Here is a 15,047-nt window from a genome sequence, read left to right on the forward strand (position 1 = left end):
CCCATGCTCTCGCGCTTCTTCGCCCACCGCCCGATCTTTGCCTGGGTCATCGCCATCGTGGTGATGTCCGCAGGCGCCTTTGCGATCTCCACGATGGGGATCGAGCAATATCCCGATATCGCGCCCCCCACCGTCTCGATCAGCGCCACCTACAACGGCGCCGATGCCGCAGCGGTCGAAAACAGCGTGACGCAGGTGCTTGAGCAACAGCTCAAGGGCATCGACGGGATGCTCTATTTCACCTCGACCAGTTCCAACGGCTCGTCCTCGATCACGGTGACTTTCGAGAAGGGCACCAATCCCGATACCGCGCAAGTCCAGGTCCAGAACGCGATCTCGCGCTCGCTCAGCCGCCTGCCCGCCGTCGTCCAGCAACTGGGCGTGACGGTGACCAAGGCGCAGAGCGACATGCTGCTCGTGCTCGCGCTCTATGACACCAGCGGGCGCAGCACCGTCGCGGACATCGCCGACTATCTGACCACCCATTTCCAGGACCCGCTCTCGCGCGTCGAGGGCGTGGGTTCGGCCGACGTGTTCGGCTCGTCCTATGCGATGCGCATCTGGCTCGATCCGGCCAAGCTGGCGGCGGTCAACCTGATGCCCTCGGACGTGACCGCCGCGCTCACCGCACAGAACACGCAGGTTCCCGCCGGCGAAATCGGCGCCCTGCCCGCCCCGCAGGGCCAGCGGCTCGACGCCACGGTCACCGCCCGCTCGCGCCTCCAAACGGTCGACGACTTCAAAAAGGTCGTCCTCAAGTCCTCGGCCGATGGCGGCGTGGTGCATCTGTCGGACGTTGCGCGCGTCGAGATGGGTCAGGAAAACTACAGTTCGATCAACACCCTCAATGGCTATCCGGCCACCGGCCTGTCGGTCAGCCTGGCCTCGGGCGCCAATGCGATGACCACGGCCAAGCTGGTCAAGGCCAGGGTCGACGAGCTTTCAAAGGATCTGCCGCAAGGGTATCATATCGAATATCCGCGCGATTCCAGCACCTTCGTGAAAATCTCGATCGAAGAAGTGGTCAAGGCCCTGATCGAGGCCATCGCGCTGGTGGTGGTCGTGATGTTCGTGTTCCTCCAGAACTGGCGGGCCACGCTGATCCCCACGATCGCGGTGCCGGTCGTTCTTCTGGGCACGTTCGGCATCCTCTCGCTGCTCGGCTACACGGTCAACACGCTCACCATGTTCGGCCTCGTGCTGGCCATCGGCCTGCTGGTCGACGATGCCATCGTCGTGGTCGAGAACGTCGAGCGCGTGATGCACGAGGAACACCTTCCCCCGCTCGAAGCGACCGTCAAGTCGATGGGCGAGATCACCTCGGCGCTGATCGGCATTACCCTCGTGCTCACCGCCGTGTTCGTGCCGATGGCGCTGTTCGGCGGCTCGACGGGCGTGATCTATCGCCAGTTCTCGGTTACCATCGTATCGGCGATGAGCCTTTCGGTGATGGTCGCGCTGGTCCTCACCCCGGCCCTGTGCGCCACCCTGCTCAAGCAGACCGAAAAGCCCAAGGGGCGCTTCTTCCAGGGCTTCAACCGCCGCTACGACAGCCTTCAGGGGGCCTATCACGGCCGCCTCAAGCAGGTCGTCGGGCGTCCGCTGCCCTGGATGCTGGCCTTCGTGGTGATCGTTGCCGCGATGATCTTTCTCTATATGCGCATCCCCACCAGCTTCCTGCCCGAAGAGGACCAGGGCCAGTTGATGGTCGTCTATACCCTGCCCGTCGGCTCGACGATGGAGCAGACGCAGACCCTCGCCAACGAGGCGCAGAAGCTGATCAAGCAGACCGAAGGCGACAATATCCGCGCGATGTTCCTCGTCACGGGCCGTGGGCAGGGCGGCTCGGGCCAGAACACCGGCCAGGGCTTCGTCCTGCTCAAGGACTGGGACGAGCGGCCCGGCACGGCCAACAGCGCCTCGGCCATGGCGCTGCGCCTCAATCGCCTGCTGGCCGAGAAGCTGGGCACCAGAGCGCAAGTCTTCGTGCTCGCGCCGCCCTCGATCCGGGGCCTTGGCAATGCCGCCGGGTTCGACATGTACCTTCAGGATTCGCAAGGCCTTGGCCGCACCGCGCTGACCGCCGCGCGCAAGCAGCTGGTCGAGGACGCCAATGGCTCGGGCCAGGTCGCGCAGGCACGCCTTCAGGGGCTGGAGGATACCAACCAGCTCAAGATCACCGTCAACGACGAGGCGATCACCGCCTTCCAGATCTCGCCGGCCAACGTGAACTCCACGCTTTCGACCGCCTGGGGCAGCACCTATGTCAACGACTTCGTCGACCGGGGCCGCGTCAAGCGCGTCTATGTCCAGGGCGATGCGCCGTTCCGCTCGCGCCCGCAGGATCTGGGCCAGTGGTACGTGCGCGGCAACAATGGCGCGATGGCGCCGTTCTCGGCCTTCGCCAAGACCGAATGGATCGTCGCCCCGCCCGTGCTGCCGCGCTTCAACGGCATCGCTGCACAGGAAATCGTCGGCAACCCGACACCGGGGATCAGCTCGGGCCAGGCCATGGCCCAGATGGAAAAGCTCGCCGGGGCGATGAACGGGGGCTACACCGTCGCGTGGACGGGCCTTTCGTATCAGGAACGCGCGGCGAGCAGCCAGACCGGCGTGCTCTATGGCATCTCGGTGTTCTTCATCTTCCTGTGCCTTGCCGCGCTCTATGAAAGCTGGTCGGTGCCGGTCTCGGTGCTGCTGGTGATCCCGCTGGGGGTCGTGGGGGCGGTGCTGGCCGTCACCTTGCGCGGCTTTACCAACGACATCTACTTTCAGGTCGCGCTGCTCACCACCATCGGGCTTTCGGCCAAGAACGCGATCCTCATCGTCGAGTTCGCCGAAGCCGCGCTGCATCGGGGCATGAAGCCGCTCGATGCCGCGCTGGAAGCCGCACGCCTGCGCTTCCGCCCGATCATCATGACCTCGGTGGCCTTCATCGCGGGCGTCATCCCGCTTGCCGTGGCCAGCGGCGCGGGCGCCAATGGCCGCCGCGAGATCGGTACGGGGGTTCTGGGCGGCATGGTCTCGGCCACGCTGCTCGCGATCTTCCTGGTCCCGCTGTTCTTCGTGCTGGTCAAGCGCCTGTTCGGCCATTCGGACAAGGAGACCGCGCAATGAGCCCGATGACGACCATGGCCCGCGCGGCCCTGACCGGGGGGGCCCTGCTCGCCCTGTCGGCCTGCAACATGGCGCCCAAATATGTCCGCCCCGACCTTCCGGTCGCCCCGGCCCTGCCGCAAGGCGCGTCCTATCCGGCGCTGGCAACCGGCGACACCGCCATCGACAGCATCGGCTGGCAGGCCTTCTTTACCGATCCGCGCCTGAAGGAAACCATCGGGCAGGCGCTGGCCAACAACCGCAACTTGCGCAGCGCGGTGGCCGCCGTCGCCCAGGCCCGCGCGACCTACAAGGTCGATCGCGCCGCCATTTTCCCGACACTGAGCGCCGGGCCCAGCGCGTCCGACACGCGCAGCAAGGGCACGACAACGCACACCTTCCAGCTCAACGGCGGTGTCTCGGCCTTCGAGGCCGATCTCTTCGGCCGCCTGCGCAACACCAGCAAGGCCGCCTTCGAGACTTATCTGGCGACAGACGAAGGCCGCAAGGCGACCCAGATCGCGCTCGTCTCGGAAACCGCCTCGGCCTGGCTGACGCTGGCCGCCGACCGCGATGCGCTGGCCATCGCGCAAGACACGCTCGACACGCGGATCAAGACCGTCGCCCTCACCCGGCAGCTCGAAAGCAATGGTCTGGGCACGCGTCTGGCCGTGGCCCAGGCCCAGACCGCGCTCGACACCGCCCGCGCCGATGTCGCCGACTACACGACCGCCGTGGCACAGGACCGCAACGCCCTCGAAGTGCTCACCGGCGGGGCCGTTCCCGAGGCGCAGTTGCCCACCACGCTGGGCAATGGCGACCAGATGCTGGGCAGCCTCCCGGTCGGCCTCTCCTCGCAAGTCCTGCTGCGCCGCCCCGACGTGCTCGAAGCCGAACACATGCTCAAGGCCACCAATGCCCGCATCGGGGCGGCCCGCGCGGCCTTTTTCCCGACGATCTCGCTCACCGGGCTGGCGGGCGCGGCCAGTTCTGGCCTGACCAGCCTGTTCGACGGCGGCTCGTTCGCATGGAGCGTGAGCGGCAGCATCACCCAGACCCTGTTCGACGGCGGCCAGCGGGCGGGCAACCTCGCCTATGCCAAGGCCGCGCGCGATGCGGCGGTCGCCTCCTATGAAGGGGCGATCCAGACCGCGTTTCGCGAAGTGGCCGATGCCCTGGCCCGGCGCGGCACGATCGAGGACCGCATCGCCGCGCAGGAAAGCAATGTCGCCAATGCGCAGAAGGCCGCGCAGATCACCCGCTCGCTCTATGCCAACGGGCTCAACACCTTCCTCGAACCGCTCGACGCCGACCGCACCGCCTATGCCGCCCGCCAGATGCTGATCAGCGCCCGGCTCGTCCGCGCGACCAACATGGTCACCCTCTATCAGGTGCTGGGCGGCGGCCTTACCCCCTGATCGGGGCCATCGCTTCGCGAATTAAAGCATCGAAGAACAAGGGATACCGCAGGGGGCAAGGCCCCCTGCACCCCATTAGCTTTGGTTACCGCTGTGTTGTCGGCAAGGGCGGGCATGGCAACCACCGAACCATTTGTGGCCGCCCGGTTGCCTCCGTTACGGTGACGATCCGGGTGCATCGTGCCTTGCCGCAGCGCGGCAGGGCGGGAACACTGGGCCACAGGAAGCGGCGCTTGGCCGCGCGTCCATGGTTCAGGGGTTCTTCGCCGCGATGCCGCCATTTCCCCCGTTCTTGCGCTCTTTCCGGCCCGGAAATGCCTCCGGGGCCAAGGGCCCTGATGCGCGCGCGCGCGTTGGCAGGCGGGCTCCGGCGCGGCTGCGGATCGCGCTGCTCAACGTCAAGTACAGCCCCAATCTGGGCGATGGCCTGCTGGCCGAATGCCTCGAACGCGAATTGAGCGCCGCGCTGGGCGGGGCAGAGGTCTTCTCCATCGACATTGCCGGGCGCGCCGGCTGGCCCGCAGCCGCCCCCTCCTCCTCCTCCGGGCCTGTCGCCGCCAGCGCCTCGCGCCGCCGCCACATCATGGCCCTGCTCGAAGCGATGCCGCCGCGCCTGCGCCATGTCGCGGCGGGCACGGCGCTGGCCCTCGTCACCCGCTGGCGCCTGCGCCCCCATATCCGCGCGCGGCTGGCCGGATGCCACGCGGCGGTGATCGGCGGGGGCAACCTGCTGACCGACGCGGACCTCAATTTCCCGACCAAGCTGGCCGGGGCCGCCCGCGAAGTGACCCGCCGCGATCTCCCGCTGGCCATCCACGCCGTGGGGGCCAGCGGCAACTGGTCGGCCCATGGGCGCCACCTGTTCGCCCGCGCACTGGCCCGCCGCCCGCTCGCCCACGCCACCGTGCGCGACGAACGCAGCCGCGAGGCATGGACTGTCCAGCTCGTGCCGCAAGGCGCCCCGCCCGCGCGCGTGGTCGGCGATCCAGGGCTTCTGGCCAGCCTGCACTACCCCCACGCCTCCCCGCATGGCGCCCGGAATAGCCAGCCGGGCGAACGGCGGATCGGCCTGTGCATAACCGCCCCGCTCGCGCTGCGCTATCATGTCGGCCAACACCATCAGGGGGAAGAAAACGCAACCACGGGGGCCGTATCCTCCCCCGCCCCGCATCATCGCGACCGCCCCCTGATCGACTGGTACGGCGCCCTCGCCCACGCCCTGGCGCGGCAGGGCATGCATGTCGTCCTGTTCACCAATGGCAGCCCGGAAGACCGCGAATGCCTCGTCACCCACGCCGCAGACTGGACGCAGGAGCGCGCCGCGGCAGACTGGATCGGGGGCGCTCCGTGCCTGTCGCGCGGGCGGATCAGCCTGGCCGCCCCCTTCGCCGCGCCTGCCGATCTGGCCAGGTTCGTCGCGGGCTGCGATCTGGTGATCGCCCACCGCATGCATGCGTGTATCGCCGCCCATTCCTTCGCGGTGCCCACCATCGGGCTGACCTGGGACGCCAAGCTGGCCAGCTTCTTCGCGCTGGCCGGGCGCAGCCGCTATGCCGTCGATGGCCTCGCCATGGCGCCGGTGGCCATGGCCGAACTGGCACTCGCCGCACTCGACGAAGGGGTCGACCGGGCCGCGCTCGACCGGCTGATCGCCGGCACCCGCGCCGATGTCGCCGCGCTGGGCGCGCGGATTGCGGGCGCCATTGGGCCTGTACCGGCCCATCCCGCCAGCCCGGCCGCCGCGTCTGCGATCAAAACTGCGGGCAAAACTGCGGGCAAAGTTCCCGAACGCGAGGCCGGGCCGGTTGCGGCTCTGGGCCAAGCCTCCCCCGCCACGGCCCGTCCGGGGGCCATCTGATGTGCGGGGGCCCCATCGAACGGATCGTCGTGATCAACGATCTGGCCCGGCCGATGGGCGGGGCCAGCGCGCTGGCGCTGCTTTCCGCGCGGGCCTTTCGCCAGCGTGGCCATGCGGTCACCCTGCTCGCTGGCGACATGGGCGACGATGGCGCGCTGGCCGCCGCCGGGATCGCCTGCGTGGCGCTGGGCCAGCCGCGCCTGCTCGCCCGCCCCCGGTTCGAGGCGGCGATGGCCGCCTTGTGGAACGGCGCGGCGGCGCGAATGGTCGCGCGCTGGATCGCCGACAACGACACGCCGGGCACGATCTACCACCTCCACGGCTGGCTCCAGATCCTCTCGCCCGCCGTGCTCCATGCGCTTGGCCCGGTGCGCGACAGGCTGGTGATCTCGGCCCACGATTTCTTTCTGGCCTGCCCGAACGGCGCCTTTGCCGATCTGCGCAGCGGCGCGCCCTGCCCCCATGCGCCGCTCTCGCGCGGCTGCCTTGGCGCGGCCTGCGACCGCAAGGGGCCCAGCCACAAGCTGCTGCGCCTCGTCCGCCACGCCATCCAGACGCACATCCTGCGCGGGCGCAGCGCCCCGTTGATCCTGGCCATTCATGGCGGCATGGCCCCACTGCTGGCCCGCGGCGGCTTCGATCCGGCCACGATCCACACCCTGCCCAATCCGGTCACGCCGTGGTCGGCCACGCGGATCGCCGCCGAAGACAACCGCGAGGTGCTCTTCGTGGGCCGCCTCGAAGAGACCAAGGGCCCCGATCTGGCCGCCGCCGCCGCGCGCGAGGCGGGGGTTCCGCTCCGTCTGGTCGGCACCGGCGCGCTCGAACCGATGCTGCGCGCCCGCCATCCCGAGGCGCGCTTTTCAGGCCGGCTCAGCCCGGCCGAGATCGTCCGCCTCGCCCACAAGGCCCGGCTCCTGATCATGCCCAGCCGCTATCCCGAGCCTTATGGCCTCGTCGCGATGGAGGCGGCACGCTCGGGCCTGCCGGTCATCCTTCCGCCCACCGCGCTGCTGGCCGATGATCTGGTCGCGCGCGGGGCCGGTCTGGCAATCGACCCGCGCGATACGCCCGCCCTGTCGCGCGCCTTGCGCGATCTGGCCGGTGACGATGCGCGCCTGCGCACGATGAGCGAGGCCGCCTTTTCCGCCACCGACGATCTTGCGCTTTCGCCCGAGGACTGGGTTTCAGGCCTGCTCGATTTCTATGCCGCAAGGCTGGCGGCGCTGTCCGTCCGCAATGGTTCGTTTCAATCCTCGCGCGGGGAAGGACCGGGCGGCGGCGGCGTTGCTCCGCCCCTTGGCCCATCCCGTCTGGCCACGGCGGTGCCGGTAATCACCGCCGATTTGGCCGGTGGCACGCGCCGTTCGAGATCGCGCAGCGCCCGATAGGGATGCGCGCGGGCCAGGCTGCGCAAGTGCTGGATCTTGAGCGGGATCAGCACGACCGCCAGCGCCGAGACCGAAACCGCCCAGCGCCAGAGCATCATGTGCCCTGATTGCGCGGCGGCGAGGAACTCGGCCACGGTCATCCAGATCGCCACCGCGCCCAGCATTTCCGAGGCGCGCTGATCGGGCACCCCCATCAGGATCATCAGGGACAGCCCATAGGCCATCATCCCGGCCAGGGCAGGCGTAGCCAGACCCGTGACGTACCCGAGGGTCATCACATTGGCCATGATCAGCGCAAGGACGCGTCCGATGCGGACGACTTGCGCGGGCGTCAAACGGGCGATTGGGGATCTCACCCCCGCATCTATCGCAGGGCACGGTCAAGGAATGCTTGTCAGGCATCGTGAACCGGAACACGCACGGTCAAGCGATGACTACTTAGTAAAAATACACCGGGTTTGGCAGGAATTGGCCAACCTTTCACACCATCGCCCAGCCCCCTGAACAAAAACGCAAATTCACGCAACAATACGCCCATGAACGGCATCCTCAGGGCAGTTTTCGGCAAGACCGGGCCATTTGCGCGCGGTATCCGCCCGAAGTGCCTCAGTAATGGCAGCAGTTGAAGCCGCGATCCCGATGCCCCGATGATACCACCATGGGCCATGGCAATGGTGGCAGGAGGCGGCGTGCGACAGCGAAATCGGGGCAATACGCGCGTGGTCGTCATCCCGGCTGGAGACGGTGAGGGCAGGCTTGCGAACCGGCGAACCATGAACTGGCGCTCGGTCGGCTGGAGTTCGGTCCGCTGGTGTTCGGTCCGCTGGTGTTCTCTGGCCGGGGTCCTGTCCTGTCCGGGGCTGGCCTTTCCCGCGCAGGCCGCTGCGCAGGACATGCCCGATCATCGCTCCGGCCCCGAAACGGTCGAGAACCGCGTGCGTCCGGGCATGGAAGGGACCGGCTATACGCTCGGCTCGCTGCGCATCATGCCCAGCGTGGCCTTCGGCGGCATCGCCACCGACGATCTCTATGCCCGGCGCACGCCTAGGGTGGCCGATGTCGGCGGCAGCCTGATCCCCCATGTCGAGGTCCAGTCCCGCTGGGACCGTCACGCGCTCGACATCACGCTCGATGGCCAGTTCGACCGCTATGCCGTCCACGGCGCCGAAGGGACCGACCGCTACGGCGCGGCGGCCTCGGGCCGGATCGACTTCGCCCGCGACACACAGGCGACGCTCAACGCCTCCTTTGCCCGCCGCATCGAAACGCGCGGCACCACTGGCGATACACTGTTCGGGATCAGCCCGATCGCCTTCACACAGCTCACCCTGGGCGGCCAGATCGAGCAGGCCCTGGGCCAGACCCGCATCACGCTCGACGCCCACTACGACGGATTTCACTACTACAACCGCCGCAACGGCGACGAGACGATCGACCTGTCGGGACGCGACTTTACCAACATCGTGGCCGGAGGGCGGGCGGTCCACCCGGTATCCCCCGCTGTCGGCCTGTTCCTCTCGGCCCATTACAACATCACCCGATATCCCCACGAGGGCGCGACGCAGGCAACCCGCCGCTCGCAAGGCTATACCGTGATGGCGGGCCTTGCCTTCGGACGCCAGCGGCTGCTCGAAGGCGAACTGGCGTTCGGATACCAGCACCAGCACTTTGCCAGCCCGCGCTATCCCACCATCGCCGGGTTCGCCTATGCCGCTGCCCTGCACTGGCACGCCACGCCACTCACCACCATCAGCCTCCTTGCCGGCAAGACCATCCAGCGCTCGCCGATCATGGATGTCGCCGGCATCGAGGCGCACGATTTCAGCCTCGGCGCGGCCCACGAACTGCTGCGCCGGGTGATCCTGCGCCCCAGTGTGAGCTATTCGATCAACCGCTATCGCGGCGGCAACCGGGTCGATCACTATGCCAATGGGGGCCTTTCGGCCACGTGGCAGGCTGCGCCCCACTTCTCGGTCGAGGCATCGGTGCTCCATCGCCTTGGGCGGACCTCCGCCATTCCGGCCAAGCCGCGGGAATACAACCAGAACCGCGCCACCATCACCCTCAAGTACGTGTTCTGACCATGACCCAGCCGCTCCCCCCTTTTGCATCGCCCTCTTTTGTGTCGTCGTCGCCAGACGAAGCGCCCCATACCCCGCTGCCAGACGGGGCCGACATCTGGACGCGCTGGGCCGAACCGGCCTTGCGGCTGGCGATGGCGCTGCTGTTTCTGGTGGTGCTGGGTACGCTGCTCAAGGTTCTGGCGCCGCCTCCGCCCGGCATGCCCCAGCGGCTCGCGCTCGCCGCCCTGCCCGCGCTCACCGATCCGATGGCGGTCGAACCGATCAGCGCGGAGGCCGCGCGCCAATCCAACGCCGCCTTGCCGGTGGCCGACCGGATCGATCCGGCCACCCCGTTCCTGTTTCCTGCGGCATCGCCCGGCGCACAGGAACGCGCGCGCGACTGCCTCGCCGCCGCCGCATGGTACGAGGCGGGCGACGATCCCTCGGGCGAACGGGCGGTGGTACAGGTCGTGCTCAACCGCGCGCGCCACCCGGCCTATCCGGCCAGCGTGTGCGGCGTGGTCTTCCAGGGTTCGGAGCGCCATACCGGTTGCCAGTTCACCTTCACCTGCGACGGCAGCCTTGCCGCGCGCCATCCCGGCCCGGCGGCCTGGGCGCGCGCAAGGGCCGTGGCCGGGGCAGCCCTTGCCGGTGCGGTCGATCCGCGCGTGGGCTGGGCGACGCATTACCACGCCGACTATGTCGTCCCCACATGGCGCAATTCGCTCGACAAGATCGCGCAAGTGGGCGCGCACCTGTTCTATCGCTGGCGCGGCGGGTGGGGGACAGGGGCGGCCTTTCGCAGCCCTTCTGCCGGTCGGGCCAGCGCAAACGGCGGCGAACCAGTCGAAACGGCGCTGACAAGCCTTTCTCCGGCCCATGGAACAGCCCTCTCGCCCGATGACGATGCCCTCATGGCATCGCTCACCGAGGCCGACAGGGCGGTCACCACCGACAGCGCCTTGCTGGCCGATGTCCTCCACCCGGCAGCCGCCCTCGCGCCGGGCCTGTCATCGGGACAGGACACCCCGGAACGAACCGCCCTCGTCGCGCTCCATGGTCCTGCGCTTTCCGGCAAGGCGGTGCCCCATACCGACTCTGGCGATGACACGCCGATCCGCCTTGCGCTCGATCCTGCGCTGTTTCCCGGCCGCTACGCGCTTCAGGCGCTCGAACTGTGCGGCCACCGTCCGCGCTGTCTAGTGCTGGGCTGGCGCGCGGCCGCCAGTGGCCCGGTTTCGACATCGGGCCCGACCGCAGGCCCGCTTCCGGCGGGTACGCCAGCGGGTGCACCATCCGGCACGCTCGCCTTCGTCTATCGTCGCGACCGCGCAGGCGGCGGCGAGGGCGCCTGGTGGGACTGCACCCTCACCCCCCGCGCCGACAAGGCCCAGTGCCTCCCCCCCTCGCCCCAGCGACTGCTGGCCGACTGGGCCACCAGTGGCACGGCTGGGGCGGCACCGGACAAACACCTTTAGGCAGCATGGGCAAATCCAGGTCTTTGGAACGTGTCCTGAATTTTTAAATACGGTTTCCTGAACTTCATTCGTCATCCCCGCGCAGGCGAACGGGCCACAGTATCTGGATTCCCGCCTGCGCGGGGATGACGAGAGATGGGGCAAACATCGTCCAGTACTGACTAATGCAATCTCGACACACGGCAAATTTGGCCGCGCCGCGTGAGCGGCGTGGAAACCCGCTGGCGGCCTTTCAGCCTGCTTCTTCTGCCAAATTGATCCATGTTCTTGCGGCACGCTTGCGCTGTGGCCAAACCGGTTTCACAGGCCAGGTGAGAGGTGCGCATGAACTTGGCGAAGGCGGGACCAACACGACACGCGGCGCAATGCGAGCCAGAGCGCGCGGAAACGCCGGCTGTGGCGAAACCGGGCTTGGCGCGGCTGAGATTGGCTGGGCTGGGCTGGGATGCTCTGGCCGGGCTGGCCGTGGCCGGGATCATGGTGCCCGAGGCTGTCGCCTATGCCGGGATCGCCGGGCTGGCGCCGGGGCGGGCACTGGCGGCGGGGGTGGCCGGGGGGCTGGCCTATGCCCTGCTCGGGCGCAGCCGGTTTGCCGTTGTTTCGCCCACGTCTTCGTCGGCGGCCATTCTGGCGGCGGCGCTGGCCAATCTGTCTGGAGTCAGCCTGGCTGGCGGGAGCGGAAGTGTCGGGGCACAGGCGATGGACGCCAATGTCACCGCGCTGACCCTGCTGGCCGGGCTGCTGTTTGCCGCGCTGGCGCTGGCGCGGCTGGGAAGCCTTGCCGGGTTCGTCTCGCGGCCCGTGCTGCGGGGTTTTACCTTTGGACTGGCACTCACGATCATCGTGCGCCAGTTGCCCCATATCGCCGGCGTACCCGACCTTGGTGGCCCCGTCTGGTCCGTGCTGTGGGGCGTCGTCCGCGCCATGCCGAACTGGAACGGGGCCAGTCTGGCCTGCGGGCTGGGGGCACTGATGCTGCTGGCATTATTGCGGCGATGGCCGGTGGTACCCGGCCCCTTGCTGGTCATGGCGCTGGGGATCGCGGGGGCACGCTGGAGCGGACTGGGGGGCGGGCTGGCCGCGCATGGCGTGGCGCTCGCTGGCCCCGCCCCGCTGGCGCTGGCCCTGCCCACCCTGCCCGGTGATCCGGCGGTCTGGTTGCGCCTCGCGCCGCTGGCCTTGCCGCTGGTGCTGATCCTCTTTGCCGAAAGCTGGGGCACGATACGCACGCTGGCACTGGCCCATGGCGACCGGCTCTCGGCCAATCGCGAGCTGGCCGCGCTCGGCCTTGCCAATGCCTGTGCCGCGCTGGCGCAGGGCATGCCGGTGGGCGCGGGCTTTTCGGCGGGGAATGCCAGCGCGGCGGCAGGCGCGCGCAGCCGCATGGCCGGGCTGATCGCCGCCGTGGCGCTGCTGGTGCTGGCGCTCTGGGCCGGGCCGCTGATCGCGCAGATCCCCCGCCCCGTGCTGGCCGCCGTGGTGATCGCGGCGCTCACCCATGCGCTGGCGCCCGCGCCCCTGCTGCGGCCATGGCGGCTGGGCCGTGACCGCTGGACGGCGCCGAGCGCGGCGCTGGGCGTGCTGATGCTCGGCGTGCTCGACGGGATGCTGCTGGCCATCGGCCTCAGTCTGGCCCAGTTGCTCTATCGCCTCGCCCACCCCTCGCTGAGCGAACTGGGCCGCCTGAGCCCGGACGTGCCCGACGACCCGGAACAGGGCCATGATTTCGTCGACCGTCGCGCCCATCCCGAAGCCGGGGTCGTGCCCGGCCTCGCGCTCTATCGCCCCAACGCCCCGCTGTTCTTCGCCAATGCCGAAACCGTGCTGGGGCTCGTCGCCACGCGGGCGCAGACGGCGGGGTGCAAGGTGGTCGTGCTCAGCCTCGAAGAAAGCGACGACCTCGACAGCACCGCCGCCGAGGCACTGGCCGAACTGCACGCCACCCTCGTCGCGCGCGGGGGGCGGCTGATTCTGGCGCGCACCCACGACCGCGCCCGCGCGGTGATCGCCGCTGCCGGGCCCGCGATGGCCGAACTGGCGCGCCATGCCACTTTCAGCGTTGCCGATGCCGTCGCACTAGCGCAAACACCCATTCCGGAGGCCTGAGCCATGTCCCTTGCCGGTCCAATCATCCAGCCGATTCTCAAGGCCGTCGCCATTGCCGACTTGCGCCCCACGCAGATGACGGTGGGCATGCGCGAGGTGGAGCGCAAACGGCACGACTGGATCGCCCGCCGCTCGGTCCATGAGACCGAGGCCGCGCGCTATCTGGGCGCGCACATGATCCCCGCCGTGGTCGGCCCGGACGAGACATGGTGGATGCTCGATCACCATCATCTGGCGCTCGCGCTGCACCTTGAAGGGGTGGAAGACGTGATGGTTTCGGTCGTTGCGCGGCTGTCGCACCTGTCGCGCCGCCGCTTCCTCGCCTTCATGGACGCGCAGAACTGGCTGCATCCCTATGACGCGCGCGGGCGCCGCCGCGAATGGAAGGCGCTGCCCCACCATGTCGCGCAACTGGAGGACGACCCGTGGCGCTCGCTGGCAGGCGCCGTGCGCCGGGCGGGCGGCTATGCCAAGACCGGGCGGCCCTATGCCGAATTTCTCTGGGCCGACTTCTTTCGCGACCACTTCGGCCCGCGCAAGCTGGCCCACAAGTTCGACAAGACCCTGTCCGACGCCACCGACCTGGCCCGCAGCCACGCGGCGCGACACCTGCCCGGCTTTGCAGGCCCCGACGAAGACGACTGAAAGCCCAGCCTCGCCACAAGAACGGCCCCATCCAAAGCTCATGGGGTGCAGGGGGCCCTGCCCCCTGCAATATCCCTTTCTTTTATTACAATCCGCGAGGCGACAACCCGCCCCGCAGCTTTACCGGGCCAGGCCGAACGTGCCGGGCGGCATGCCGGTCACGCCGCTGTCCACCTCGAACAGGGCGCCATCGAATTCACTCGGATCATCGAGCCCCACGCGCGCGCTGGTCACGAACATGCGGTCGAGCTTGTCACCGGCAAAGGCGATGTTGGTGATCCGCCGCGCGGGCAGTTCGATCACGCGGTCGAGGCGGCCATCGGGGGCATAGCGGCTGATCCGGCCGCCGTCCCAGTGGGCCGACCACAGGAAGCCTTGCGCATCGCAAGCCATGCCGTCGGGATAGCCATCGGCCTCGCCCAGTTCCACGAAGACCTCGCGCCCGCTGGCCCCTTGCGCCTCCAGCGCGAAGCGGTAGATCGTCCGTTTGCCGCTGTCGGCATGGTAGAGCCACTGGCCACAGGGCGAGAACGCCGGACCATTGGGCACATTGTAGTCCGTATCAATGGCCTTGAACGTGCCATCGGGCGCAAGGCGATAGAGCGCGCCCGTGGCTTCTTCCTCGGCCATGTCCATCGTTCCGCACCAGATCGCGCCGTGGTGGTCGACCTTGCCGTCGTTCATGCGGTTCCCCGGCAGGTGCGGCTCGGGATCGTGGCAGGGGCCGATCTCCAGCGGATCGAGCGTGATCCGCGCCACCCCGCTGCGAAAGCCGCCCAGAAGGCCACCCTCGCCATGGGCGGCCACCCAGCCCAGCGGCTCGGGCATGGTCCAGCGGGTGATCGCCCCGCTGGCCAGATCGAGCCGGTTGAGCGCGGGGGCCAGGATGTCGGTCCAGTACAAGGCGCCGTCGCGCGGGCACCACAGCGTGCCCTCGCCCAGCGTATCGGCAATATCGCGCTCGACCTTGCGCCAAAGCGTCATCCCGGCCT

The 15,047-nt window shown here is 68.9% G+C and carries 10 protein-coding genes; 8 read left to right on the forward strand and 2 right to left on the reverse strand.

Annotated features, from left to right (window positions below):
• The first annotated feature begins 3 nt into the window (after window positions 1-3).
• The 4 genes from SBI20_RS06210 to SBI20_RS06225 all read left to right on the forward strand — a co-directional run bounded on the left by SBI20_RS06210 (window position 4) and on the right by SBI20_RS06225 (window position 7,763).
• Window positions 4-3,117, forward strand: a complete 3,114-nt coding sequence (locus tag SBI20_RS06210) for an efflux RND transporter permease subunit (RefSeq protein WP_317974239.1) — start codon at window positions 4-6, stop codon at window positions 3,115-3,117.
• Window positions 3,114-4,514 carry an efflux transporter outer membrane subunit gene (locus SBI20_RS06215; protein WP_317974240.1) on the forward strand — a complete coding sequence of 467 codons (1,401 nt, stop codon included), beginning with the start codon at window positions 3,114-3,116 and terminating at the stop codon, window positions 4,512-4,514. Before SBI20_RS06210 ends, SBI20_RS06215 begins: the two co-directional genes overlap by 4 nt.
• 247 nt (window positions 4,515-4,761) lie before the next feature.
• Window positions 4,762-6,372 carry a polysaccharide pyruvyl transferase family protein gene (locus tag SBI20_RS06220; RefSeq protein WP_317974241.1) on the forward strand — a complete coding sequence of 537 codons (1,611 nt, stop codon included), beginning with the start codon at window positions 4,762-4,764 and terminating at the stop codon, window positions 6,370-6,372.
• Window positions 6,372-7,763, forward strand: coding sequence for a glycosyltransferase family 4 protein (locus SBI20_RS06225; protein ID WP_317974242.1), 1,392 nt, complete (start codon window positions 6,372-6,374; stop codon window positions 7,761-7,763). Before SBI20_RS06220 ends, SBI20_RS06225 begins: the two co-directional genes overlap by 1 nt.
• Window positions 7,764-8,157: 394 nt before the next feature.
• Here the strand turns inward: SBI20_RS06225 and SBI20_RS06230 are convergent, their stop codons facing one another.
• Window positions 8,158-8,301 carry a hypothetical protein gene (locus tag SBI20_RS06230; RefSeq protein ID WP_317974243.1) on the reverse strand — a complete coding sequence of 48 codons (144 nt, stop codon included), beginning with the start codon at window positions 8,299-8,301 and terminating at the stop codon, window positions 8,158-8,160.
• A 235-nt stretch (window positions 8,302-8,536) separates the two neighbouring features.
• Here SBI20_RS06230 and SBI20_RS06235 point away from each other — a divergent pair, with 235 nt between their 5' ends.
• From SBI20_RS06235 to SBI20_RS06250, 4 genes are all read left to right on the forward strand, one after another.
• The gene (locus SBI20_RS06235) at window positions 8,537-9,844 is read left to right on the forward strand and encodes an outer membrane beta-barrel protein (RefSeq protein ID WP_317974244.1); all 1,308 of its coding nucleotides are present in this window, start codon (window positions 8,537-8,539) and stop codon (window positions 9,842-9,844) included.
• A 41-nt stretch (window positions 9,845-9,885) separates the two neighbouring features.
• A complete protein-coding gene (locus tag SBI20_RS06240; RefSeq protein WP_317974245.1) occupies window positions 9,886-11,304 on the forward strand; it encodes a cell wall hydrolase in 1,419 nt (472 codons plus the stop codon).
• 411 nt (window positions 11,305-11,715) lie between these two features.
• Window positions 11,716-13,410, forward strand: a complete 1,695-nt coding sequence (locus tag SBI20_RS06245) for a SulP family inorganic anion transporter (RefSeq protein ID WP_317974246.1) — start codon at window positions 11,716-11,718, stop codon at window positions 13,408-13,410.
• Between the two features lie 3 nt (window positions 13,411-13,413).
• Entirely contained in the window at window positions 13,414-14,055 is a 642-nt protein-coding gene (locus SBI20_RS06250; RefSeq protein WP_317974247.1) for a ParB-like protein, read from the forward strand.
• A 120-nt stretch (window positions 14,056-14,175) separates the two neighbouring features.
• Here SBI20_RS06250 and SBI20_RS06255 read toward each other — a convergent pair whose 3' ends face one another.
• Window positions 14,176-15,039: an SMP-30/gluconolactonase/LRE family protein gene (locus SBI20_RS06255; RefSeq protein ID WP_317974248.1), complete on the reverse strand. Its 864-nt coding sequence runs from the start codon at window positions 15,037-15,039 to the stop codon at window positions 14,176-14,178.
• Between the last annotated feature and the right edge of the window lie 8 nt (window positions 15,040-15,047).

This window comes from Novosphingobium sp. IK01 (assembly GCF_033242265.1).
Taxonomy (GTDB): Bacteria; Pseudomonadota; Alphaproteobacteria; order Sphingomonadales; family Sphingomonadaceae; genus Novosphingobium; species Novosphingobium pituita.